General features: G+C 40.3%; 26 protein-coding genes, 1 tRNA gene, 1 other RNA gene and 1 pseudogene. 12 read left to right on the forward strand and 17 right to left on the reverse strand.

What is annotated here, in order from left to right:
• Positions 1-389 precede the first annotated feature (389 nt).
• The gene (locus MTN97_RS02660) at positions 390-773 is read left to right on the forward strand and encodes a hypothetical protein (RefSeq protein ID WP_248473626.1); all 384 of its coding nucleotides are present in this window, start codon (positions 390-392) and stop codon (positions 771-773) included.
• Positions 774-1203: 430 nt separating this feature from the next.
• Here the strand turns inward: MTN97_RS02660 and ssrA are convergent.
• Positions 1204-1560, reverse strand: a transfer-messenger RNA (tmRNA) gene (gene ssrA / locus MTN97_RS02665).
• 249 nt (positions 1561-1809) lie between these two features.
• Here ssrA and MTN97_RS02670 point away from each other — a divergent pair.
• A complete protein-coding gene (locus MTN97_RS02670; RefSeq protein ID WP_248473627.1) occupies positions 1810-3435 on the forward strand; it encodes a DUF342 domain-containing protein in 1626 nt (541 codons plus the stop codon).
• A gap of 54 nt (positions 3436-3489) precedes the next feature.
• On the opposite strand, the gene rnt is transcribed toward MTN97_RS02670, so the two are convergent.
• A complete protein-coding gene (rnt, locus tag MTN97_RS02675; RefSeq protein ID WP_069438664.1) occupies positions 3490-4164 on the reverse strand; it encodes a ribonuclease T in 675 nt (224 codons plus the stop codon).
• Between the two features lie 205 nt (positions 4165-4369).
• Here rnt and MTN97_RS02680 point away from each other — a divergent pair, with 205 nt between their 5' ends.
• Positions 4370-5248: an OmpA family protein gene (locus tag MTN97_RS02680; RefSeq protein WP_214551913.1), complete on the forward strand. Its 879-nt coding sequence runs from the start codon at positions 4370-4372 to the stop codon at positions 5246-5248.
• A 302-nt stretch (positions 5249-5550) separates the two neighbouring features.
• Entirely contained in the window at positions 5551-6753 is a 1203-nt protein-coding gene (locus MTN97_RS02685) for an aromatic amino acid transport family protein (protein WP_214551914.1), read from the forward strand.
• A 77-nt stretch (positions 6754-6830) separates the two neighbouring features.
• Here the strand turns inward: MTN97_RS02685 and ggt are convergent, their stop codons facing one another.
• A complete protein-coding gene (gene ggt, locus MTN97_RS02690; protein WP_248473628.1) occupies positions 6831-8495 on the reverse strand; it encodes a gamma-glutamyltransferase in 1665 nt (554 codons plus the stop codon).
• A gap of 111 nt (positions 8496-8606) precedes the next feature.
• On the reverse strand, positions 8607-9152 hold the full coding sequence (locus MTN97_RS02695) for a GNAT family N-acetyltransferase (RefSeq protein ID WP_248473629.1): 546 nt from the start codon (positions 9150-9152) through the stop codon (positions 8607-8609).
• Positions 9153-9201: 49 nt separating this feature from the next.
• Here MTN97_RS02695 and MTN97_RS02700 point away from each other — a divergent pair, with 49 nt between their 5' ends.
• Positions 9202-9567 (forward strand): hypothetical protein, encoded by a 366-nt coding sequence (locus MTN97_RS02700; RefSeq protein ID WP_248473630.1) that lies wholly within the window; start codon positions 9202-9204, stop codon positions 9565-9567.
• Positions 9568-9589: 22 nt separating this feature from the next.
• Here MTN97_RS02700 and MTN97_RS18080 read toward each other — a convergent pair.
• The 11 genes and pseudogenes from MTN97_RS18080 to rlmE form a co-directional block, all read right to left on the reverse strand.
• Positions 9590-9776 (reverse strand): annotated as a pseudogene (locus MTN97_RS18080) (hypothetical protein); the annotation flags it as partial.
• A gap of 115 nt (positions 9777-9891) precedes the next feature.
• On the reverse strand, positions 9892-10143 hold the full coding sequence (locus tag MTN97_RS02705; RefSeq protein ID WP_248473631.1) for a hypothetical protein: 252 nt from the start codon (positions 10141-10143) through the stop codon (positions 9892-9894).
• Positions 10127-10252 carry a hypothetical protein gene (locus tag MTN97_RS17855; protein WP_282447288.1) on the reverse strand — a complete coding sequence of 42 codons (126 nt, stop codon included), beginning with the start codon at positions 10250-10252 and terminating at the stop codon, positions 10127-10129. Before MTN97_RS17855 ends, MTN97_RS02705 begins: the two co-directional genes overlap by 17 nt.
• A 154-nt stretch (positions 10253-10406) precedes the next feature.
• Entirely contained in the window at positions 10407-10589 is a 183-nt protein-coding gene (locus tag MTN97_RS02710; protein ID WP_248473632.1) for a hypothetical protein, read from the reverse strand.
• Positions 10590-10892: 303 nt separating this feature from the next.
• Positions 10893-10977 (reverse strand) — tRNA-Leu (locus MTN97_RS02715).
• A 78-nt stretch (positions 10978-11055) separates the two neighbouring features.
• Complete coding sequence (gene secG / locus MTN97_RS02720) at positions 11056-11409, reverse strand: preprotein translocase subunit SecG (RefSeq protein WP_036981843.1); 354 nt, start codon at positions 11407-11409, stop codon at positions 11056-11058.
• Position 11410: 1 nt separating this feature from the next.
• Positions 11411-12160, reverse strand: a complete 750-nt coding sequence (gene tpiA, locus MTN97_RS02725; protein WP_248473633.1) for a triose-phosphate isomerase — start codon at positions 12158-12160, stop codon at positions 11411-11413.
• A 72-nt stretch (positions 12161-12232) separates the two neighbouring features.
• Positions 12233-13582, reverse strand: a complete 1350-nt coding sequence (gene glmM, locus MTN97_RS02730; RefSeq protein WP_036981839.1) for a phosphoglucosamine mutase — start codon at positions 13580-13582, stop codon at positions 12233-12235.
• Positions 13583-14428 carry a dihydropteroate synthase gene (gene folP, locus MTN97_RS02735; protein ID WP_013465497.1) on the reverse strand — a complete coding sequence of 282 codons (846 nt, stop codon included), beginning with the start codon at positions 14426-14428 and terminating at the stop codon, positions 13583-13585. It lies immediately after the preceding gene.
• Positions 14429-14523: 95 nt separating this feature from the next.
• Positions 14524-16467, reverse strand: a complete 1944-nt coding sequence (gene ftsH, locus MTN97_RS02740) for an ATP-dependent zinc metalloprotease FtsH (RefSeq protein WP_248473671.1) — start codon at positions 16465-16467, stop codon at positions 14524-14526.
• 66 nt (positions 16468-16533) lie between these two features.
• Positions 16534-17163 (reverse strand): 23S rRNA (uridine(2552)-2'-O)-methyltransferase RlmE, encoded by a 630-nt coding sequence (rlmE, locus tag MTN97_RS02745; RefSeq protein WP_013465499.1) that lies wholly within the window; start codon positions 17161-17163, stop codon positions 16534-16536.
• A gap of 88 nt (positions 17164-17251) precedes the next feature.
• Here rlmE and yhbY point away from each other — a divergent pair, with 88 nt between their 5' ends.
• On the forward strand, positions 17252-17548 hold the full coding sequence (gene yhbY, locus MTN97_RS02750) for a ribosome assembly RNA-binding protein YhbY (RefSeq protein WP_008112687.1): 297 nt from the start codon (positions 17252-17254) through the stop codon (positions 17546-17548).
• Positions 17549-17606: 58 nt separating this feature from the next.
• On the opposite strand, the gene MTN97_RS02755 is transcribed toward yhbY, so the two are convergent.
• Positions 17607-18095 carry a histidine phosphatase family protein gene (locus tag MTN97_RS02755; protein ID WP_069438675.1) on the reverse strand — a complete coding sequence of 163 codons (489 nt, stop codon included), beginning with the start codon at positions 18093-18095 and terminating at the stop codon, positions 17607-17609.
• Positions 18095-19246, reverse strand: a complete 1152-nt coding sequence (locus MTN97_RS02760) for a serine hydrolase (RefSeq protein ID WP_248473634.1) — start codon at positions 19244-19246, stop codon at positions 18095-18097. Before MTN97_RS02760 ends, MTN97_RS02755 begins: the two co-directional genes overlap by 1 nt.
• Before the next feature lie 115 nt (positions 19247-19361).
• On the opposite strand from MTN97_RS02760, the gene MTN97_RS02765 reads away from it, so the two are divergent.
• The 6 genes from MTN97_RS02765 (at position 19362) to MTN97_RS02790 (ending at position 25194) form a co-directional block, all read left to right on the forward strand.
• Positions 19362-20171 (forward strand): hypothetical protein, encoded by an 810-nt coding sequence (locus tag MTN97_RS02765; RefSeq protein ID WP_248473635.1) that lies wholly within the window; start codon positions 19362-19364, stop codon positions 20169-20171.
• A 92-nt stretch (positions 20172-20263) separates the two neighbouring features.
• Complete coding sequence (locus MTN97_RS02770; RefSeq protein WP_024602061.1) at positions 20264-21121, forward strand: MipA/OmpV family protein; 858 nt, start codon at positions 20264-20266, stop codon at positions 21119-21121.
• The gene (locus MTN97_RS02775) at positions 21111-21497 is read left to right on the forward strand and encodes a DUF3019 domain-containing protein (RefSeq protein ID WP_016899250.1); all 387 of its coding nucleotides are present in this window, start codon (positions 21111-21113) and stop codon (positions 21495-21497) included. The genes MTN97_RS02770 and MTN97_RS02775 overlap by 11 nt, the downstream gene beginning before the upstream one ends.
• Before the next feature lie 57 nt (positions 21498-21554).
• The gene (locus MTN97_RS02780; protein ID WP_248473636.1) at positions 21555-22259 is read left to right on the forward strand and encodes a response regulator transcription factor; all 705 of its coding nucleotides are present in this window, start codon (positions 21555-21557) and stop codon (positions 22257-22259) included.
• Positions 22260-22345: 86 nt separating this feature from the next.
• Positions 22346-23635, forward strand: coding sequence for a sensor histidine kinase (locus MTN97_RS02785; protein WP_036981831.1), 1290 nt, complete (start codon positions 22346-22348; stop codon positions 23633-23635).
• A gap of 203 nt (positions 23636-23838) precedes the next feature.
• A complete protein-coding gene (locus tag MTN97_RS02790) occupies positions 23839-25194 on the forward strand; it encodes a sodium-dependent transporter (RefSeq protein ID WP_069438678.1) in 1356 nt (451 codons plus the stop codon).
• Positions 25195-25211: the final 17 nt, after the last annotated feature.

Consider the following 25211-nt stretch of genomic DNA (forward strand, 5'->3'; position numbering starts at 1 on the left):
GTGTTAATCTCCTTCATTCGTAGCTATTTAGTCATGCAGGACAAAACAAAAGAGGACTGCATGACTTCGAATCAAAGACTTAAGTTGTTTTTCATTAGTGAATTGGCAACGATCTTCAAGATATTATCAACTGTGATTTTAATCACCATCGTTCTTGAACGAGTTGTTGGTATGGAGCTACATAAATCGCATCCATTTCAAGGTGGATATGCCCTCATAGCTTGGTTTTTAACAAGTTTATTGGAACTTAGTCTGAGGATTTTCAAACTCAAACTTAAGAAGAAATATCGACAATAATCTGAAGCGCTCAATTGAGCGCTTTTTTTGTTTGCATCTCATTCAATTTTCATTAAGTTTAAGAAGTACCGAAACAAAACAGGTATAGAATTATGAATTTATTAAGTTACCAACTATTTGATCATTGCACTGTTGAGTATGATTCACCAAGCTCGGAACCAATGGCCCTTACAGAGACTTTTGAGGTTACTGTTACAGGAGTCAATCCATCAACTGGATTAGCATTAATAGACAATAGCTGCATTGATGTTGGCGTTAATCCATTTGGCGAATCAATTGATGTCGGCGTTAGCGATGCATTGGATACTAGTTGTTCAGCAATGGATATTACTGATACCTGTTTTGATGACTCAATGCTTAATGGAAATTCAGAGTTTTTCATAAGAGTGTATATAGTTGAACGTTATAGGCCAGTCATAGTTATAACTTCTTCGCGTCTTATCAGATCGTTTGGACTTGTTGGTCGAGGTGAGTAAGTTTCATTTTGTACTAATTCTTTTATTTGCTCATAGTTCGGTTGCTGAACATTATTACTTTTAATTAGTTCTTTAATGGAGTCAATTTGACTAACGAGGTGTTGAAGTTCATCAATGGTATGTTTAGAACGTAACTCTATATTATCGAGTAACATAACAATCGCTTTTTTATCTTTGGAATTCATGTTTATCACCAGCTATTAAAGAGACTTTAGGCTAGTAGTAAACACTAAATATGGCGACTTTCTCGTGCATTAATAGTGTGTTTTGGCTTATTTTTGATGAACAGCAAAAATGCATCAAACACTCTGAATCCCTTTAAAACCGTGGTGTGCGATTAAATTGTGGTTTGTAATGAGTTACTAGTGGGTGAGTAGTAGTGAAAACCCCTTCCAAGCCCCGTGTAGTGGGGGCTTGGTGGGTTTTAAAGTGGTGGAGCTGGGGGGATTTGAACCCCCGTCCGAAAAGCCTCGACCGTCGGTACTACATGTTTAGTATTGTCATTTAATTAACCTTTAAATCCCGGACAAACACGGTAGATAAAGGCGAGGCCGCTTAGTTTTAACGCTTCAACCCCGGCCAGGGTTTCCGTCGCGATCAGGTGTTAGGGTGACACTCCAAAATCCAGTCCACAAGAATACATGGAAGGAGCGCTAGCCAGCCTAAGCTGCTAGAGAGTAGTTATCGTCGTTTGCGATTACTTTAAATTGCGGCTTTTTTACGAGGCAAACCGCACCTCGACATGCACCTCGGGCTTCTTGAATTCCGTCGAATCCTAATCAGCCCCTGAATAAGGTTACTCATTCAGAGTGTGCAAGCAGTATAACCGAGTAACCTACGAATACTCAACACCTTAGGCGTTTTATTTTATCAATTGGTTAATCATGCATCAAACACACATGTAAATGTAAAATATCGAACAATCAAGAAACAATTACTTAACAAGTGTGATGCTTTATGCTCAAATGCAAGGCTAAACCTTGGTCTAATAAATTATAAAAAATAATAACAGACATATTACCTAGAGGATTTATAAATGTCGGTTTTTTCTTTTGATGAGCAAACGGGGTATATCTCTTTAGTTTCACACCCTCATGTATCAGGTTTAGCCTCAACAGCAACACAGCTTATTGAATTAATTAGGCAGTCAGAATATTGCGAGTGTGAGGTTATTGCTAGCAATATTGGTAAGCTGTTTGCTCAAAATAACGCCGAAGAAGCCCCCTCTTTAGTAATTGCTCAAGCCATTGATGCAAAGCTAACCATTAACATTGATGAAAAAAATATGCTTGTTGAAGCTACTCTTATTACTGCTAAGGGCGGTAAATTACTTAACATGGAACAAGCAATTGACGTGTTAGCTCAGGCAGGGATTGTAAAGGGTATTAGCTCTCATGCATTAGAACAGTTATTGGCGCAACAGTTTGAACAACTCTCAGGAAGCACGCATTGCGCTGAAGTCGCTTTTGGTCGTGCACCTAAAGTGGGTAACGATGCCAAATTTGTGCGTCTTTGCTGCACAGCGCAAGACCGCGTACTTAGCCCACAAGCTAAAGGCGGTGGTAAAGTCGATATGAGAAACCTAGGTGATATTATTACTGTAAAACCTGGTTGTGAATTAATGCGGCGCATTCCAGCAACATCGGGGGTTGATGGGTTTACTGTGTTTGGAGATGTGCTAACTGCAATCCCTGGCAAAGAGCATAAATTACAACCTTTTGACGGTACTAAAATTGCGCCCGATAACCCCAACTTACTAATTGCCGACTGTACTGGTGTACCGGTTGCCCTTCCCCGTGGTATGCGTGTTGATGATGTTTTATGTTTTCATAATATTGATCCCAGTACTGGCCATGTTGAATTTGATGGCAGTATTATAGTCAGTGGTGATATAAAAGATGGCATGCGCGTGACTGCTACCGGCGATATTACTGTTTTAGGTTTTGTTGAATCGGCGCAGTTAAAAAGTAATAGCGCTATCACAATAGTAAAGGGAGCAATTGGCAGAAAACGAGAAGCCGATGAGCCATTCACCTGTTCTATTTTTGCTAAACGAACTGTTGCACTTGGTTACTCTCAATACTGTGACATAAAAACGGAGCAAAACTTATTAATAGAACGCCAATCATTACATTGTGACTTGAGTGCTGGAAATTTAATTAGGGTTGGCAGCGCAAAAGCTCCTAAAGGGAAAATTATTGGTGGCCATATTCTAGACGCAATGCGCATTGAAACAGGTGAATTGGGCGCACCAGCAGGAACTAAAACCCGTGTTTGCATTGCACAGCGGTGGTATGTGCTAAAACAAAAACAAGCGCAAATCACTGACTTTGAAAAAGTTTTAATCAGTAAGTCAATTGAACTACAGCAAGCGCGCCAGCGAATTAATAAACAAGTTGCAAGCGCACAGCGTCAGCAGTTCTTGAATAAAATAACAACGAATGAAGAACACATAGCAAACCGAAGCGCCAGTATCAGTCAGCAAAAGCAGTTGCTAAGAAAGAAAATGGCGCAGCTTTTAGCGCTCAGTCGTTTAAAAGTTAATGAGCTTATGCACCCCGGGGTGGAGCTTAAAATTGCACGAGAATCAATTAGCTTTTCGCGTAATTATCCACCACATTTAATCACTCACAGTGAAGGTAAAATAACGCAATCTTTTTAATAACGCTTATTGAGACTGGCTCAACTCAAAAAGTAAGTATTCACTATTGTGAACTTAATCTTGGTTGCTTGCTTCGTCTAAGTTTTGTTGTGTTTCATCTATAGCAAGTGGCCAACCACCTAGTTGCTGCCAACGATTAACAATTAAACAATATAATTCAGCGGTGCGTTCTGTATCGTATAACGCAGAGTGTGCTTGTTTGTTATCAAACTCTATTCCTGCCGCGCGGCACGCTTTAGCCAATACTGTTTGCCCTAATGCTAAGCCTGCAAGTGATGTGGTATCAAAACTAACAAACGGATGAAATGGTGTGCGCTTGATGTTATTACGCTCAATAGCGGCATTTAAAAAGCCATGGTCAAAAGCGGCATTATGAGCAACCACCACAGAGCGCTGACACCCTGCGGCTTTTTGCGCTTTGCGCACTACTTTACAAATTTCTTTAATCGCCTCTTCTTCAGGGACAGCCCCTCGAAGTGCTGAAAAAGGTTCAATACCATTAAACTCAATGGCGGCTTGTTCAATGTTTGCGCCCTCAAACGGTTGCACATGAAAATGAACGGTATGATCGATACTAAGCAGTCCTTCGTCATCCATTTTTAAAACGGATGCTGCAATTTCTAGTAGTGCGTCGGTTTCTTTGTTAAAACCGGCGGTTTCAACATCAATAACCACAGGAAAAAAGCCACGAAAGCGTTGTGCGAAAAGTGTTTGCTCAGTATTTGCCATAGTATTCTTGGTTTATAGGGATTAGCTGTCTATTATGTCAAAATTGAGCCCCTGTCGGCTAGGGGATTTATTGATTAATTGCAGTTAAACTATAGGCATGTTACTTGCTTTGTAATTAGCGTTTGCGCTGAATTATTTGCTGTTGCGTAATATTTTACGGTTTTTGTCATTTTTTTGGCAGAACTAGATAACTGGAGAATTCTCGATGAAGTGTAAGTTGTTATTTATTAGCCTAGGCATTAGTAGTGTGCTGTATAGTTTGAATACAACTGCAGCAATGCGCCAGTACACGGCTAACCAAGATAATTCAAACTGGAACTTGGTTAAAACAACTCGCTTACAATGCCAATTAAATCATGAAGTTCCCTACTATGGCGAGGCTATTTTTAAAGCATCTGCAAGTAAAAATAAAGATCTTACCTTTAATTTAGACATGGTGGTACGCCCAGAAAATTACGCGATTGCCGGTTTAAAAGCGGTGCCACCTAGTTGGCGAGCAGGTCGCCCTGCCCGTGATATTGCTGATATGAAATTACTTAAAAAGTTTGATGGTGAACTAGGTAATAAAACAGCGTGGGAAATGCTAACTGAACTTGAAAAAGGCAACCAACCTACCTTTTACTATCAAGACTGGCAAAATAGTGCCGACAAAATTGCCGTGGGAATGTCTAATATCAACTTTAAACAAGCTTATTGGGCCTTTTTACAATGCCGAGACGAATTGCTGCCATACAATTTTGAAGATATTTCGTTCACTATAATGAACTACGAATCGAATAGCAGTAAATTAACCAAATCATCGCAGCAGCGCCTTGATAAAATTGCTGAGTATTTAAAAAACGATCCCAGTGTAGAATCAATTAGTATTGCATCGTACACCGATAGTTATGGCGGTCGTTGGAATAACCTCGATTTATCAAGAAAGCGTGCTAAGGAGATTAAAGATTACATGGTTGGCTTAGGCGTTGATGAAGCTAAGGTGGTTACTGAAGGCTTTGGCGAAAAACGCTTTGTAGACACCAATGATAATATTTTAGGCCGTGATAAAAACCGCCGCTTGGTAATTCAAATAGCAAAAATGTAAATTGTCGTATTCCTTTTCGACCGACGGTGTAATGGATAACGCTTTCGGTCAATACATACCATTTTTGTGATGCCTATTTTATACATAGCAAACAGCCTCCCTTTTAATTATTAACATTTAGCTTTTTATTTTTTCATTTATATTAATAAGTTAAATTTCCTTTTTTTGATGATTTTGGCTTTTTTAGTACAGTTGTAAATAGAAGATTACATTTTATTTTGTCTCTTTTATGACAAAACTATTTAAGTTTTACACAACTAGTTATATCTTGCGTGTCTCTCACGTTTGATCAGGATCATTAAGTGCTTAAAAATAAAACAATAGGTAGCATGTTAATTGTTGCAGGAACCACCATAGGTGCAGGTATGCTTGCCCTGCCTATCGCCTCTGCAGGGCTTGGATTTAATACCGCGATGGTATTAATTATCGGTTGTTGGTTACTTATGACCTACACCGCTTTACTTATGTTGGAACTACATCAATACGCCCCTCGCGACGCCACTTTAAATACCTTGGCTAAGCTTTGGCTAGGTAAGCGCGGTCAGTATGTGGCTAACTTTTCAATGATATTTTTATTTTATGCGTTATGCGCGGCCTACATAGCAGGTGGCGGAGCCCAGCTACAAGAACGTATAAACACTGGTTTCAACTTAAGTATTGCCCCACAGTTAGGCTCCGTTATTTTAGCGGTGGTGATTGCAGGTGTTGTCACTTTAGGCACCAGCAAGGTAGATAAGCTTAATAGAGTGCTGTTTAGTATAAAAATAGTGGTATTGGGTAGCTTATTTTATATGCTTACGCCTTATGTGCATGGCCAGCACTTACTTGAAATGCCAGTTGAGCAAGGGCTGATACTTTCGGCTATTCCTGTGGTATTTACCTCTTTTGGTTTTCATGGCTCTATCCCTTCTATTGTTAAATACGTTGGCCTTGAAATAAAAACTTTACGCAAAGTAATGATTGCAGGTGCCTCTTTACCACTGGTTATTTATGTATTTTGGCAAGTATTAAGCCAAGGCATAATGAGCCAAGCCCAACTTCTCGAAAGTGAAGGCTTAAGCGGGTTTGTAGCCAGTGTGGCAAATATTGCTAACAACACGAGCGTTTCTACAGCGGTTAAGCTTTTTGCTGATTTAGCGCTGGCTACGTCATTTTTGGGAGTGAGCTTGGGGTTATTTGACTTTTTTGCTGACACATTCAAAAAAGCAGATACGGGCGCAGATAGAATAAAAACCGCATTTATTACTTTTATCCCTCCTCTTGGGTTTGCCTTATTTTATCCGCAAGGGTTTATTATGGCATTAGGTTATGCCGCTATTGCATTGGTGATATTGGCTGTATTTTTGCCGGTGAGTATGGTGTATAAACAGCGTCAAGGTGTTGAAAAAAGCGGTTATAAAGTACGAAGCGGTAATATTGGTTTAGCCATAGCAGCATTGTGTGGCATTTCAATTATTAGTGCGCAATGCCTGCAAATGGCAGGCCTAATACCTGCAATAGGTTAATACCCAATAATAAGTAATATTCTATTGGCAGTCCCCCCAAACAAGAGTTTGGGGGGATTGCCATGCAAACGCTAATGTTAAAACACGATTGCTTTTCCTCTACCGCTTTGCTCTGACGCCGCATCTAATTTACCATTACGATTAATAATCACATGCATATCACCAAAGTGGCGTTCGTCCACTGTGTAACCCATTTTTATCAGCTGTTGTTTTACTGATGGCTCCAAGCCGGCATGTGCTCTGATCACATTTTTTGGCCATAACTGATGATGAAAACGCGGGCTATTTACCACATCATCGGCGCTCATATTAAATTCAATCGCGTTGAGTATCGATTGATACACCGAGCTAATAATAGTAGTTCCACCTGGCGATCCTGTTACCATTTTCACTTGGTTATTACTTAATAAAATAGTGGGGGTCATAGAGCTGAGCATACGTTTATGTGGCTGAATTTCATTTGCTTTGCCGCCAATGGCACCAAATACATTCATAACCCCGGGTTTAGCGCTAAAGTCATCCATTTCATCATTTAAAATGAAGCCTGCGCCTTCTACGACTACGCCACTACCAAACCCTAAATTAATGGTGGTGGTATTAGCTACAGCGTTACCCATGTTATCGACAATGGAAAAGTGAGTGGTTTGCTCGCTTTCTTTTAAACCGGGTTTAACGTTTTCGGTGGTTGAAATAGCCTTTAAATCTATACTGTTACTACGGTTTTTAAGATAGTTTTCTGCAAGTAGCTTAGCTGTAGGCACTTGGTAAAAATCAGGATCGCCTAAGTATTCTGCTCTATCGGCAAATACTCGCTTACCTATTTCAGCCAATAAATGCACATACCCTACTGAATTATGTTGTTGTGCAGGCGTTGGTTTTTTAAGCTCATACATCTTAAGCCATTGCAATATAGCAATGCCGCCTGAGCTTGGTGGCGGTGAAGTAAGCACTTGGTAGCCATTCCAATTCGCTTTTATAGGAGTCCGCGATTTAGCACGATAACGTTTTAAGTCATCTTGGTTAATGATCCCGCCATGTTGGTGCATAAATTTTGCAATAATTGCGGCAGTTTCACCTTGATAAAAGCCATCTTGACCCTCATCGCGAATGCGTTTGAGTGTGGCAGCTAGCTCTGGTTGTTTAAAAAGCGCACCTGCCGTAGCGGTTGCAAAATAACTGGCAAAATTTACATTAATGTTTTTATTATTTAGATGCGCTATATAGTCCTCAATCAGCTGAGCCAACTTTTCAGGCACAACAAAGCCCTGCTCTGCTAATATTACTGCCGGTTGCACTAACGCTTTCCACGGTAACGTACCATGCTTTTTATGGGCTAACCACATTCCTGCGACACTGCCAGGCACGCCACTAGCGTGTATGCCGTAAATAGATTTATTTTCAATTACTTGCCCCTGCTCATCTAAATACATATCACGATGCGCGGCACTGGGCGCGGTTTCGCGGTAATCTATAAAATCACCTTTTCCATCTTTATGGATAAGCATAAACCCACCGCCACCAATATTACCCGCTTCGGGGAGCGTAACGGCTAATACAAACTGAGCAGCAATAGCGGCATCAACCGCGTTGCCGCCTTGCTCTAATACGGCTTTTGCAGCGTGCGCACTAAATGTGTCGGGCATCGCCACCGCACTTTGTTTAGCCGCTACATTAAAAAAGCCTACTTGTATTATTAAGACACTGCTAATAATTAGCTTGCGTGGTGAAAAAAGTGTTCCCATCCCATATCCTTAGTTTATTTTTATACATTGATGGCAAACATTAATGCACAGTAACAAACACTAGGTCAATATTTATACGTCGCATTTAAAGAGCTTAGGATTGTTGTTAGATTATCCACATGACTTTGAATAAAGCACGGCTGTTAAATTTGAGCCATCCTCTGTATGAATATAATAATGTTTAAGCTGCATACCGAGTTTTTTCATAACATTAATTGAGCCAACATTTGAGGTCAGTGCTGTAGCGCTAATTACCTTTACTTGGCGTTGTTTTTCAAGCTCTGAACAAATAGCGCCTGCAGCTTCAATAGCATACCCTTTGCCCCAACTCGCTCGTTTAAACCGCCAGCCTACTTCAATATCACTAAAGTCAGGTGTATCTGAAAAAAAGCCCATCGGCCGAACAAGCACCCAGCCAATAAAAGTATTACTTTCACGCAATGTTACTTGCCATAGCCCCCAACCTTGTTGCTCATTGCGATAAGCGAGCATTCTTGGAATGGCTTTCGTTTTTATCTCTTCAAGAGTGGTAGGTTTACCTTGAGTCAAATACTGCATAACGGCTGGGTCTTGATCGAGCTCATATAATTGCTGCCAATCATTTTCGTCCATTAATTTAAAACTTAATCGTGTTGTTACAGCTATGTTCATTTTCATTGTTGTATAGTTACCTCTGAAATATATTTTTCACTAAAGGAGATAGTCAATGAAGAAATTAGCAGGTTTAGCATTATTAGGCACTTTAATTACACTAACAGGGTGTGAAGATGCCAACGAAGTGAAACAAGACGCCAAACAAACGAGCGCTGAAGTTCAAGAAAAGCTAAACGAAACGTGGAACGACGTTAAAGAAAAAACCAATGAGCTTAAAAATGACGAGTCATTAAATGAGCTACTTGAAGAGAGTAAAGCGATGGGCTTAGACATGTACGATGACGGCAAAGAAGTAGCTGTTGATGCATGGATCAAAAGCAAAGAAGCGGCTGGCGAGCTAACTGAAAAAACCAAGCAAAAAGCACGTGAAATTGCCGCAGAAATTGAGCAGGCACGTAAAGAACATAAAGAAGGTTAATTATTTTTAACCATAAAAAAGGTAAGCCATGGCTTACCTTTTTTGTTTTACTTTTAAAGTAAATAGACTTTGGTAATCTCTGAATAGTAAAGTCATCAGTTATTGCAATTGTGGTTCAAGTTCAATACATTGTGCTTTAGACTGACCTGTATTCTCAACGATAGTTACAAAGCCACCACACCCGCAGTTGGATCTGAGAATGGTAGTGCTTTGGTAATCTCTGAGTCTAAATAACCTACCCTGCGAAAAGTGTCCGGCTGGAGTTGAATAGAACACTAAGCGAGTTGAGTTTTTTCTATTAGTGCTTCACACACCGCGATTACTTCAAGTACAGTTTTTCAAAAGGGCCATAAAGGAGTTGAACTTGATTGATACTTGGCCAATTTCATCCTCTGAATTTACGCGCAGATTAGTGCTCAGTGATCCTTTACCATTTGCCAGTAAACTGAGGTTATTCGCGGTATCACTTGCTAATAGCCATAAAATTAACGACACAATAGATACTACCAGCATCAATGTGAGTGCCTGATCTGAGCGCTCTTTAGTACTTGCAACCAACTTAAAAAAAGTGAGCATCTGCTTTTGCCTGAGCTACTTTAAATTTTTCAAGCACATCATTGTACAGCGATGCTTTTCTTTGCGCCTGTTGCTGGATTTTACTAAAGTCGGCCGTACCATTTACCATACCGTTTGCAATATTTGATGATATTTTTTCGTAATATGCTAACTGAACTTTTGTGTCACTATGAATATACGAAGCGTTTATTTGCTCAACCGCACTTATGTTGCTGATTAATGTGTTGTATATATTAACAGCTTTCTCTATTAACTCTTGCTCGTCAAATGTAACGGCTGCGTATACAGCTCATCGAGTTTTCCGACAGGCTTACATTAGCAGAAGTAAGCTTAACAACTTGATAGGAAAGCTTTTCCATTTCATCAAGTGCAGCCCTATTATCATTCATTGCAAAGTAATTGATTAAAACAATTACTAAAAATGCGACTACAGCGATACTGGTCATAGCATGAATTTCTTACTTATGCTGAGGTTTTTTTAAAAGAGAAACCTGAAGCTATACTCATTTACTCCGTTTAATTATCTATAGTTATTATCGGCTTAAGATGCAGAAATGTTAACTTTATTTTTAACTTTAGACGCTTTTTATACATAAAGTTAAATACCGTAACATTCGTTCGTAAACACTAACAACTGAAATATAGAGTGTTCTACTCAATGATCAACATTACTTCTAAAAGAGTTGTTTAATATTTTAAATTTTAGGCACAAAAAAACCAGTAACATTGCTGTTACTGGTTTTTGTATTTGGTGCGGATGGGGGGACTTGAACCCCCACGCCCGAAAGCACTACCCCCTCAAGGTAGCGTGTCTACCAATTCCACCACATCCGCATTTTTTAAGCTATTGCTTAGTGCTAAGTCAGCATGTTTATTTGAGGGAAATAAACAACTTAACGATTTAAAACTAAATTAATTTGGTACGTCAGAGCTTTGCTCTTTAGTTGATGTTACTGGCACATCTTCTTCAATTGGAGTCACTGTTTCAACAGCTGGAGCCGCTTCTAGGTTTTCCCATTCGTCAGTCTTTTTAATTTGACCGGCAGTTAGGTTACCTAACACAATACTAAGCACAAAAAAGATTGTAGCTAGTACCGTTGTTGTTTTCGTCATGAAATTTCCAGCCCCAGAAGAACCGAAAACTGTAGACGATGCGCCGGCACCAAATGATGACCCCATGTCCGCACCTTTACCTTGTTGGATCAAAACCATACCAACAAGCGCTAAAGCTACAATTAAATACACTACTAATAAAATTTCGTACATCTTATACGGTCCCTTTTGCACTATTGCAGATAGCAGTAAATGATTTTGCTTTTAAACTTGCGCCTCCAATTAGGCCGCCGTCTATATCTGTTTGCGCAAATAATAATTCGCTATTTTTTTCATTAACGCTACCACCATATAAGATGGTTAGCCCTTGTGCTAAATCGCTATCTAGTTCAGCAATTTTGTCACGGATAAATTTGTGAACGCTTTGTGCCTGTTCAGGCGATGCAGTCTTACCTGTGCCTATAGCCCAAACGGGCTCATATGCTATCACAGATTCTTTTAGTGCTGCTACACCTAATTTATTAATTACTGCGTCAATCTGCGCAGCAACTACTTGTTCTGTTTGACCGCTTTCTTGCTCTGTTTCGCTTTCGCCAACACATAAAATAGGCGTTAGACCTACTTGTTGCGCGCGAGCAAATTTTGCAGCAACGGTATCATTGCTTTCTTTATATATACTGCGTCGTTCAGAGTGACCAACCAGTACATATTTCGCACCTAGCTGCTTAATTAGCTCTGCATCTACTTCACCAGTAAACGCACCTGGGGTATTCTCAGACACTGTTTGCGTGCCTGTTGTTACACCACTTGCAATCATTGCTGGGACTAGAGGAAACGGAGGAAATAAAACAATGTTTACTTCAGAAGATTTAACATCGTTAATAGCATCAGACAGTTGTTGAACGAGTTCTAATGAACCATTCATTTTCCAGTTGCCTGCGACCATCGCTTTGCGTGCTGCCATTTTTCCACTCCACATTAGAAAGCGGGCGAGATATTAACTCGACTCGCCCAAAGTTACAAGAGGTTATTGTTATCAATCAGTTTGTTTGCTCATAGATTCGACAACCGCTGCTATTTTCTGTGCACTATCTATTACTATTTTTTCTTGCTCAGCTTCAACCATTACTCGTACTACAGGCTCAGTGCCTGATTTACGCAGTAATACGCGCCCTTTATCTGCTAAGCTTTGCTCTACTTCAGCAACTGCGGCAAGCACCTCTGGAGCTTGGGTCGGATCAGTACCGGCAGTGTAACGTACGTTAATCATTTTCATTGGGTACTTTGTAAAACCGGATCCTAAGTCTTGAAGTGTACGGTTTTGTGCTACCATAGCCGCAAGTACTTGTAAGCTTGAGATGATGCCATCACCCGTGCTGATTAAATCTAGATTCAACACATGCCCAGAGCTTTCACCGCCAATTTTCCAGCCTTTTTGCTGCAGCAGTTCCATCACATAACGATCACCGACTTTACTGCGAGCAAAAGCAATGTTTTTTGCTTTTAACGCATTTTCAAGTCCCATATTCGACATAACCGTGCCAACAACACCACCGCCTAAATTGTCATCTTGTGCAGCTTGGCAAGCAATAATATAAACCAAATCATCACCGTCGAATACGCGGCCATTATGATCAACCATCATCACACGGTCGCCGTCGCCATCATAGGCGATACCGACATCAGCTTTGTGTTCAAGTACTTTACGCTTTAATGTGTCAACATGGGTTGCGCCACATTCATGGTTAATGTTTACACCGTTTGGCTCACATGCATGGGTGATCACCTCTGCACCAAGCTCTCGCATTACAGAAGGAGCAATATGGTATGTAGCACCATTAGCACAATCTAAAACAATTTTAATTCCTTCAAGGGATAACCCTTGTGGAAACTGGCTTTTACAAAATTCAATATAACGGCCATCAGCGCTAGATAAACGTGTTGCTTTACCTAACTTGTCAGAAGCAACACAGGTCATAGGCTCGTCAAGCATCGCTTCAATTTCTAGCTCTACCTCATCATCTAACTTTAAACCTTGGCCATTGAAAAACTTAATGCCGTTATCATAATAAGGATTATGTGATGCGCTGATCACTATCCCCGCTTCAGCGCGAAACGTTTGCGCTAAATAAGCAACTGCAGGCGTTGGCATGGGCCCTAAAAGAATAACATCAATACCTGCTGCAATTAATCCAGCCTCTAGGGCAGTCTCCAGCATGTAACCTGAAATACGAGTGTCTTTACCTATAATGACTTTTTTAGTGCCATGAAGTGAGAGTACACGCCCTGCGGCCCAACCCAATTTCATCGCAAACTCTGGGTTAATAGGACCTTGACCTACTAAACCACGCACACCGTCCGTGCCAAAATATTTTCTTTCTTTCATTTAAAGTACTCCTTGTTTGCAGGCTTGATATACGCCAAGCACATCTGCGGTTTCTTTTACATCATGCACACGAATAATGTGTGCACCGTTTTGTGCGGCGATCAGTGCTCCAGCTAAACTGCCTGCCAATCTATCGTCTGTGTCTCTATTTAATAATTTACCAATCATTGACTTACGCGATAATCCCGCGAGCAAAGGAAGTCCCAATTTTGCATAATCGTTAAATTGAGCCAATATTTGATAATTATGCTTTAGTGTTTTTCCAAAACCAAAACCAGGATCTAAAATTAACTGGCTTTGTTTAATGCCAGCAGCTTCACATGCGGCTATTCGCTGGCTAAAAAAATCATTTATCTCACCCGCTAAGTCATTATAGTGAGGAGCGTGTTGCATACTACGAGGTTGTCCTTGCATATGCATTAAGCACACTGCTACCTCAGGAAACTGTGCAACCACATCGATTGCGCCGGGCTCTTGCAATGCCCGTACGTCGTTGACAATATCAGCACCGGCTTCAATCGCTTGGCGCATCACCTCGGCTTTACTGGTATCGATTGAAATAACGCAGTCACTTTGCTCACGAATAGCTTTAATAATAGGAATAACACGCTTTAACTCATCTTCAAGGCTAACATCAGGTGCGCCTGGGCGTGTTGACTCGCCACCGATATCTAAAATGGTCGCACCATCATCAAGTAGTTGCATCGCATGACTCAGCGCGGCAGTTGTATTTAAGAACTGACCGCCATCAGAAAATGAATCAGGGGTAACATTCACGATCCCCATAATCACAGGCTCTGCAAAATCAAGCGTTCGGCCGCGCGCAAGGTTAATTTTATTATTCATCGCTAACCTTAATATGTGATAATTTTGGTTATTAACATCAAACTGATACAAAAAAGCCCCGAACTTCGGGGCTTTTGGATACGTTATTTTAACGATTATTCAGCTTTATCATCAAGGTTTGTTTCATCTTTTTTAGATTCATCAGCTGGTTTTTGTACTTCATCAACTGATTTGTCTTTAGAAACACCTTCTTTTTCTGGTTTAGCTTCATGACGATCATGCGCATCACGTGGTTCACGTACAGGCTGACGAGCCATTAAATCATCAATTTGCTTCGCATCAATGGTTTCATACTTCATTAGTGCATCTTTCATTGCATGCAGAATATCAATGTTTTCTTTCAATATTGATTCTGCACGTTGATAGTTGCGGTCTGAGAATAAACGCACTTCTGAATCGATTACTTTCGCCGTCTCATCAGACATGCTCATAGAGCGACCACCGCCGCCACCCATGTACATCTCGTTTTGATCTTCAGCGTAAAGTAACGGACCTAGTTTTTCACTCAAGCCCCACTGCGTTACCATTTTACGTGCAATATCTGTAGCACGTTCGATGTCGTTACTCGCACCCGTTGTTACTTTGTCTTCACCATAAATAAGTGCTTCAGCAATTCGGCCACCGTAAAGACTTGAAATCATTGATTCTAAAAGCTCTTTAGAGTGACTAACACGATCTTGTTCTGGTAAATACATAGTCACACCTAGCGCTCGGCCACGTGGGATAATAGATACTTTATAAACTGGGTCGTGCTCTGGCACCATACGGCCAACAATAGCATGGCCCGCTTCATGATACGCCGTCATTTCTTTCTCTTGCTCACTCATTACCATGGTCTTGCGCTCAGCACCCATCATGATTTTATCTTTAGCAGCATCAAATTCAGCCATACTTACAACACGTTTATTACCACGTGCGGCATAAAGTGCAGCTTCGTTTACAAGGTTTGCTAAATCAGCACCAGAGAAACCAGGCGTACCACGCGCAATTACTGCCGCTTCTACGTTATCGCCTAATGGCACTTTACGCATATGTACTTTAAGGATTTGCTCACGTCCACGAATATCAGGCAAGCCAACCACTACTTGACGGTCAAAACGACCAGGACGAAGTAATGCAGGGTCTAGTACGTCAGGGCGGTTAGTTGCCGCTATCACGATAATACCTTCGTTACCTTCAAAACCATCCATTTCGACAAGCATTTGGTTTAGTGTTTGTTCACGTTCGTCGTGTCCACCGCCCATGCCAGCGCCACGTTTACGCCCTACCGCATCAATTTCATCGATAAAAATTATACAAGGAGCTGCTTTTTTAGCTTGTTCGAACATGTCACGTACACGTGATGCACCTACACCTACAAACATTTCAACAAAGTCAGAACCCGAAATAGTAAAGAACGGTACTTTTGCTTCACCAGCAACAGCCTTAGCAAGTAATGTTTTACCTGTACCTGGAGGACCGACCATAAGTACGCCTTTAGGAATACTACCGCCTAATTTCTGAAACTTAGAAGGGTCACGTAAAAAGTCCACCAGCTCGGTTACATCGTCTTTGGCTTCATCACAGCCAGCTACATCAGCAAAGGTCGTTTTGACTTGATCTTCACTCATTAAGCGGGCTTTACTTTTACCAAATGACATGGCGCCTTTGCCACCGCCACCTTGCATTTGACGCATGAAGAAAATCCACACACCAATAAGCAGGATCATAGGGAACCAAGAAATAAAAATGCTTGCTAAAAACGATTGTTCTTCAGGTTTAACACCTTTAACGTTCACATCGCTTTTTAACAAATCATTCAAAATGTCTTTGTCATAAATAGGCATAATGGTTTGAAAACGCTCGCCACTATTTTTTATGCCAGTAATTGTGCCACTAGTACTTTCGATAGACACTTCTTGTATAGAGCCGCTACGGGCGTCTTTTACAAATTGACTGTAACTTGTTTGACGATCAACTTGATCGCCGCCATTAAAGCTCTGAAATACTGACATAAGCACTACTGCAATAACCAGCCAGAGTATTAGATTTTTCGCCATATCGCTCAAGGGGTTAACCTCTTGTATCCAATTAATTTAAATTCAACTAAACGCCAAGCAACTGTACTACAGTTTGTATCCAGTCGCTACTATATATACTTCCCGAGAACGGGGACGCGAGGCATCCGGTTTACGTATCTTCACTGCTTTAAAACTATTACGTACATCTTGCAAATATTGATCAAAGCCTTCACCTTGGAATACTTTAACAATAAACGCGCCATTTTTCTTTAAAACTTGGTTGCACATATCAAGTGCAAGCTCAACCAAGTACATGCTACCTGCCTGATCAACCGAGTTATTGCCACTCATGTTAGGTGCCATATCAGACAATACCACATCTACATTTTTACCATCAATACGTTTTAACAATGCATCAAGTACCGCTTCTTCACGAAAATCGCCTTGTAAAAAGTCAACACCCGCTAAAGAGTCCATAGGTAAAATATCACACGCAACCACTTGGCCTTTGTCACCCACTTTTTCAGCTAAGTATTGTGACCAACTCCCTGGGGCTGCGCCTAAATCAACAACGGTCATCGCTGGGCGCAATAACTTATCTTTGTTTTGGATTTCGTCTAATTTGAAAACAGCTCGAGAGCGCCAGCCTTTTTTTTGCGCTTCTTGAACATATTTATCATCAAAATGTTCTTTAAGCCAACGTTGTGAACTGGCTGACTGTTTTTTATTTGTCATAAATTAACACGCAACTAATTAGTAATATTCTCTAGATGGCGTTAGAATACCCTTAATTCAAGCCATATTCAGCAAAATTTGTAATATCATGACATTATCAAACAAACAAAAGCAGTTTTTAAAAGGTCAGGCGCATAGCCTTAAGCCCGTAGTTTTACTAGGTTCTAACGGTTTAACCGAAGGCGTAGTAGTTGAAATCCAAAGCGCACTAGAAATTCACGAATTAATTAAAGTGAAGGTGCCAACAGACGATCGTGAAACCAAAAAGCTTATTTTTGATGCCATTGTTCGCGAAACAGGGGCTACTAAATTACAGACTATCGGTCATACGATTGTGCTTTATCGTCAAAGCCCTGAGAAAAAAATTCAATTACCTCGTGGCTAATAAGGTCATTTAAAGGTAAAACAAAAAAACCAGCCATTGCTGGTTTTTTTATGCCTGCTTAAAAACCCATTGTCAGCGTTTTAACTTCATAACTATTATTTTCTAGTTTACTCACTAAATAATAATGCCCGTACTGACTCTCATCCATACTTTCAATAGCTTGGTTACTCAATAATGAAGCCAACTGCGGTGTGGTATTACTATGCCCTATTACTACCACAACGCCATTTTGTGCTAATAATTGTTTTTTCAATGTCATTAGATCAGCAGCATCATAGGTAATAACTTTAATATTATAATACGCGGCTAATGGCGCTGCCGTGCTTAGGGTGCGGTTATAGTTACTGCTGAATAACGTTATGTTTGGGTAAGTGTTAACTAACGAAACCAAGTGCTTAGCACGCGCTTGGCCTTGGGCAGTTAGAAATGGATTTTCCCCTGTTTGTTTTTCGCTATGTCGAAACAAGTAAACCTGTTCAGGGGCAGAAAAGGCGGGTTGGCAAATAAATAATAATGCTATCAACAATGTTTTTATGTGGGCGTTCATTATTGCTTCTCTCGTTTATATACTAATAGGCGATTTATAAACTCAGTTGTAAGCTCATTTATGAGTCCAGTTTCTGCATTTAAAATTAAGCTAAAGCCAACATTTAAGTGTGGAAACACAACCAAATCACTGCGATAACCTTGCACCCAACCACTGTGGTAATAAAGCGTTTCATCATCATAATCATACACACGCCAGCCTAGCCCATAGTAGGCTTCGTTCATGTGCTCTCGCCATACTCGTCTGTAGCGTTCTTTTTTAGTATGTGTATAAGGACGCGTTTGCGTGATCAATGCATCTAAGGATAATACCGATGGATATTGCCCTAATTGCGCATTTAACCAAATAGCCATATCTGACGCACTGGCGTTTACTCCAGCTGCCGGAGCGACTTTATAATAATTCTTTTTTAAACGGGCACTGTACCAACGCTTTTTTCCACGCACATGAGGGTGTGCGTAGTTACTATCTTGCACCATGGCATCGTAGCCTAAGCTTGCATCGTTCATTTTTAGAGGGATAAAAAATGCGTCATTGAGCCACTGAGTATAAGTTTTGTTGGTGCTTTTTAAAATCACGTCATCAATTAAACTAAACATGACATTTTGATAGCCATAACAGTCACCGGGTTCGCATATAGGTTTTACACTTAATAGCTTTTCTACAATATCGCTATACCCCATTCGCGATTCGATTAAATTATCGTATGCATTCGGTACTAGCCCACTAGAATGGCTTAAAATATGAAAAACCTTTAAATCATCTTTGTAGTCGGTTTGTTTAAATTCAGGAATGTAATGACTAACAGGAAAATACAAATTAAGTTGTTCTTCATTTGCAAGTTTTGCCGCTAACGACCCTGCAAACGTTTTAGATACTGAGGCCAAACGAAACCGAGTGTGTGGATTAATTTTTTGCCCACTGCGCACTTTGGTATGCCCCATAGTATGTATATAGTCACGCGCTTGTGCGTTGACGATGGAAAGCGCTCCGCCCGGAATCTTTTTTACTTTTAGTTTTTTTTCTACGTAGCGTCCATAATTTTTAACAAAAGCTTCCCAGTCAGGATCTGTGCTTGCGCTTGCCTGTAAATGCGTCCCTAAAATACATAAAGCAAAAAAATAAAAGGGTAAGGAGTTAAGATACTTCATTCTTAGCTAATTTTTCTTTTTTAGTCATAATCAGCCTCTATAATATCATGAACTTTTGCTCGGACTAACGTACAATATGTTCGATTAATGGCTTTTGAGTGGATGTAAAATATTTATGCGTTTTTTAGTTGTATCACTTTTTATTGTATTAGCTTCAGGTTGTGCCGTAGTTAAGCAGCCTGCAGAACCTTTAGCAATGCCTGCAAAACCTTTGCTTAAGAGTCAAACTTACCAACTTAAATATGAAACCGAGCATGCTTCACCGAAAGTAAAATCGGTGCAATTACCTGCACATAACATCAAAAAAAATCAGACTGTCAGAGTGATCGTAGACCGTGCAAGTGTCACCGACACATTAGTATCTCAAATTAGCCAAGCACTTAACGATAAACAACTAAAAGTTACCACAACCGATAACAGTGATTACACGTTAGCTATTCATCAAGTTGACCTTGAGTTTATAGATGATGCAAAGTACATCCTAGCGCAGCCAGAAAAACCTTATTCATTGTTTTCAAAAGTAGCACAACAATTCCCTTCTCAACAATGCGCAAATATACTGGCACAAGTTAGTATGCGCCTTACACACAAAGCATCGGGAGATGTAGTGTGGTTTGCCAAATCATCAATAGATAGTGCAAGCTTTCACCGTGAGCCCCTAATCTATAGCTTTACTGAAGAAAAGAAGATCACTAACGAGTTAGAAGTTGTTGCGTTTATTCATAAACATAACACCGAACAGGCTCGGCTTAAGCGTGCTGAACTTGAAAATGAAGTAACGGCCCCTGCTTATAAAACCATCACTAAATTGAGTCGTTTAACTAAATTAAATGGGCCATGCACACGTACTGAGATCAGCGCGTTAACTCCCATGATGCAATTTTACTTGAGCAGCATACTTATCGATAAAATTAAGGTTCAGTAAATTCAGGACGACTGCTACATTTTTTTACAGATTTAGCCTAGAGTTTGACAATATACTACCCTTTTAAGCAAACTCTAATTTAGGTTCCAAGGATGAAGCATTTCCCACAAAGACATTTTTTTCGTTGTGCAGCCTTATTGTTTGCGCTCATTTTTAGTGGCCAGAGCACAGCAAGCAATCGTTACTATGCCGATAACACATTGGAACCCACTACAGGGTTTGCCTGGGACTGGAGTGCGGGAGCAGGTTATTACATAGAAGATTCTTATTTGGTGGGCATGAATTCTTATGATGTTGGCGCCGAGTTAGATTTAAGCCTTGCAGTTTCTTACGATAATTTTTACCTTGATTTTGATCATAATCAACTCAGCGGTGGACTTGTTTTAGGCTATAGCTTAATTAACAAATACGATTGGGGCCTTGATTTATTAGGCACTAATTCGCAAGCCGGGTTTGACGAACAAGGCTTAGGTATTTATAACGATGGCATTATTGAGCCACTACGCGGTATTAAAAAACGTAACTATGATTTTGATACCGGCCTTCGATTAACACGTCGATTTGAAAACTCACAAATTTCCCTTGAATACTTACATGATATATCTGGTGCTCATAATGGCTGGGTGGCAAACGTATTTTTTAGTCATATTCAGCCTTGGCGTAATTGGGAGTTTCGCTCTGGTATTGGCCTAAGTGCCTACTCTGCAGATTTTACAAACTATTATTTTGGTATTGATAGCGATGAAGCAAACGCAACTCGCCCTATTTATCAAACCAATGCCAGTACTAGTATTATGTTTGAATTTCATGCTGAATACCCCATTAATCAAGATTGGGTCTTTTTAGCAGGCTGGTTAACGACGTGGTTTTCAAAAGAAATTGATGACAGCCCAATTATTTCCCAAGGATATCAACACAAAGCCAAGGTAGGCGTGCGTTATGTACTTTAGATTTTTTTACTGTTTATTGTTTAGTTATTCAGGCTCTTTGCTGGCAGCCCCAGTGCAAATACCCGCTCAATTGAGTGCAGTACCTGATACCTGTGTGGCCTTACGTGAAGGACGTCACTGTTACGCCGATGTTGTTTTGTCATGGCAGCAAGTAGAAGTGGGAAATTATTGTCTACGCGATGCCACCTCAAAGTACATTATGCAGTGCTGGCTTAAACAGCGACAAGGTTCGTTTAATTATGCCTTTGACTCAACGCAAAGTATTTCGTTTGAACTATTTGACAGTAATACATCACAAGTCATTGCCGTCACAGAAGTAAAATTACAATGGGTGTATCAAAATAGGCAAAAAAAGCGGCGTTGGCGGTTATTTTAGTCACACACTATAAACATTATGATAGCTAAACATCATTTAGGTATGCGAAGAAAGCTTATGGATAATTACGGTACTATTTTACTGGTTGAAGATGATATTTCTCTTGCACAGTGGGTCACTGAGTATTTAACAGAGCAAAGCTATGTTGTACATGTATGTCATCGAGGTGATGAGGTTATAAGCCAAGTAAAACGTTTAAACCCACAACTTATTTTACTCGACATTATGCTGCCAGGGCTTGATGGTATTAGTGTATGTCGTGAGCTACGTAGCTTTTATCATGCCCCAATTATAATGCTTACTGCCCGCGATGAAGAAATGGATGAAGTCATTGGGCTGGAAGTCGGTGCTACCGATTACATAATAAAACCGGTGCGCCCTCGCGCATTGCTTGCACGCATTAAATCGGCCTTGCGCTACAGTAGCGACACGCCTAAAACCGATGATCAAGCAAATATGATCAATATCGGTCAATTAAGTATTAATACCGAGTCACGCAACGTTTCCCTTAACCAACAGGATGTGAACATTTCAAGCGCAGAGTATTTATTACTGCATTATTTAGCCAGTAATGCAGGACAAGTTGTATCACGCGATGCGGTGTTTAAAGCAACCAAAGGCAGGGAATATGATGGCCTAGATAGAAGCGTTGATGTGCTTATTTCTGCCTTGCGTAAAAAGTTTCATGATGACCCACAAAAACCAGAAAAAATTAAAACCATTTGGGGACGTGGTTATTTGTTTGTGACTACAGCGTGGTAAGTTTTAATGCCTGAGTGCTTAAAATAATTAGCGCGATAGTAATAAAAGTCACTTCAATACACCCTGCCTATTATGGAATAGCATCAATGAAAAAGTTTTATATTTCACTACTTGGCAGTGCGCTGCTTTCAATTATTGTTTTAGGTTGGCTTATTGATGCATTTAGCCAACAAGCGCATGCGCCTTTGGATGAGTTTAGCGTTCAAAGCCAGATTATTGTCGGGTTAAGTAAACAGCTCACGGCGCTTAAACCCGATGCTCGCCCACAACAAGTAACAAAACTAGCCGCTGACTTTGACCTTATACTTAACTACAAATTAAATCAGTCGCTGGCACTGCCCTTAGCGCTATTAGATAAAATGCAAACCCAAGGCGGATTAATACTCGAAGATGAGCAAGGCTTTTATATGCTCTACACAAATGATGAGTTAAGTCCTTATCATTTAACCATGCGTTTAGATAAACCTTATGAGGCCACACAACGAAACGATATTATTTTAACGCTATTATTTTACACTGGCTTATGTGTTTTTATGGGTTTTATTATTACCCCTTTAGCAAAGCGCCTTACGGTGTTAAACGAAGCAGCAAAGCAATTTGCATCTGGTAATGTTAAAGCGCGTATTACCCCCTCTCGATTTACCTATATAAAAGATGTGGAACTGACCTTTAACCGTATGGCGAGTCAAATTGAAAAGCTAGTTGCTGAAAACAAGCTAATGGCCTCCAGCTTATCGCATGATATTAGAACTCCAATTGCTTGCTTACGCTTTGGTGTCGACGCCGCTCTTGATAGTCATGACGAGAGTAAAATAAAGCATTATTTAACTCGCATGGAAACCGACTTGGATCACATGGAGTCAATGCTAAAAAGCTATTTAACGTTTGCTACTTTAGAGCAAAATGCGAATAAGCTTACTTACTCATCAGCAAACCTTAAACAATACCTAAGTGATATTGTATTGCAACTTGAGCCTAGAATAACCTCTCGCTCGCTTAATATTTCTTTAGAATGTGATGATCATACCGTTTATGCTGACTTACATTGGCTGGCAAGAGCAATCACCAACTTAATTAATAATGCCTGCGACTTTGCAAATCACAGCATTCAAGTAACCGCTTCAGTACAAGAACGTTCTCTGGTAGTGAACATCGCCGACGACGGACCAGGCATTGCTCAAGAAAATAATCATAAAGTATTTAGCCCATTTTTTCGAGAACGCAGCCACCGTAATCGCAGTGATAATAGTTATGGCTTGGGATTAGCAATCGTCGCCAAAGTTGCCGATTGGCATCATGGCACTGTAAAAGTGAGTAAAAGTGAACGACTCTCAGGCGCCTGCTTCACATTAACCATCGCTCAGTTTGAACATTAATCAACAATGCAAAGATGCTCAATACAGCTGATAAACGAAATATAATTAAAAAATTGTGCTATTTATAATCAAAATACGCACGTGTTATTTATACAGCTAAATAAAACGCAATAATTGTGCAACACAGACAAATAAGCACTTTTTATTTAATTACAATTCCAGTAGATTGTCACGGCGTCGAAAAAATAGAGAAGCAGAATAATATGAGTGCAGTAAGAGGTGAGTTTAGCTCCCGCTTTGGTTTTATAATGGCTGCGGCAGGATCAGCTGTTGGCTTGGGTAATATTTGGGGTTTTCCGACCCAAACAGCAAGTAATGGGGGCGCTGCATTTTTAGTCGCGTATTTAGTACTGGCTTTCTTTTTAGCCTATCCGGCTTTAATGGCAGAGCTGATGATAGGTCGCCATGGGCAAGCTAATGCAGTCTCTTCATTAACTAAATTAACCACGCGACCATGGCAAAAGCAATTTGCCTTTGCTGTCGGTTTTGGTGGTATTTTATGTGCTGGATTTATTTTAAGTTTTTATGCCATTGTTGCCGGTTGGATGTTAAGTGCCACTTTAGAACCGGTAACCACATTGGTCGGGGCTGATGCCGCCTCTTTATGGTTAAGTGAGCAGTCGCTTACTCGTAATATTCTTTTCACTGTTTTATTTATTATTTTAACTGTTGCTATTATCAGCCGCGGTGTAGAAAACGGCATCGAAAAATGGTCTAAACGCTTAATGCCCGCTCTGCTCGGTATTTTGTTTGCCCTAATTGCCTACGTGATGACTCAAGAAGGCGCAGTTGAGGGGTTAAAAGCTTACTTAGTCCCTGACTTTTCTTCTATTTTTGACCCTACATTGTTAGTGAGTGCCTTAGGCCAAGCTTTCTTTTCATTGTCACTGGGCACCAGTGTGATGATTATATATGGCTCCTATATCAGTAAAAAAGAAAACCTTGTGTCCCTTGGCGCGTATGTAACCTTAATTGATGTGTTTATAGCGTTTGTAGCGGGTTTATTGATCATCCCTGCTATGTACGTGGCACAAGCGCAAGGTGTTGAAATATTCTCTTCAACTACAGGTAAACTTCTCTCTGAAGATACTCTCGTATTTCAGGTATTGCCTGCCTTATTTGATGGCATGGGTGGTGTAGGTTTATTTGTTGGTTTTGCTTTTTTTGCATTGATGAGTATTGCCGCACTAACTTCATCTATTTCCATGCTAGAAGCGCCAGTGTCGTACACGGTAGAGCGCTTTGCGATGAAACGTGTTCAAGCAACGTGGTTAATAGGCGCTTTAATTGCCATAGTGAGCATTATTATAGTGTGTAACCTAGGCACTTTATTTGGCTTAGTGATCACCCTAACAACCAAAATTGCACAACCTTTATTAGGGCTTATGTGCTGTATATTTGTAGGTTGGATCTGGTACAGGTCGTCACTACTTAAAGCGATTCAGCAAGGTAACCCTGAGGTGCATAATACCTTATTTTGGAAAATATGGCCTTGGTATACCAAGTTTGTATGCCCTGTTGCGATTAGTTTAGTGTTTTTGCACTCCCTACTAAGCTAGTTATAAGATGCATAAAG

It is taken from the genome of Pseudoalteromonas sp. 2CM36K, from assembly GCF_023161865.1.
Lineage (GTDB): Bacteria > Pseudomonadota > Gammaproteobacteria > Enterobacterales > Alteromonadaceae > Pseudoalteromonas > Pseudoalteromonas tetraodonis.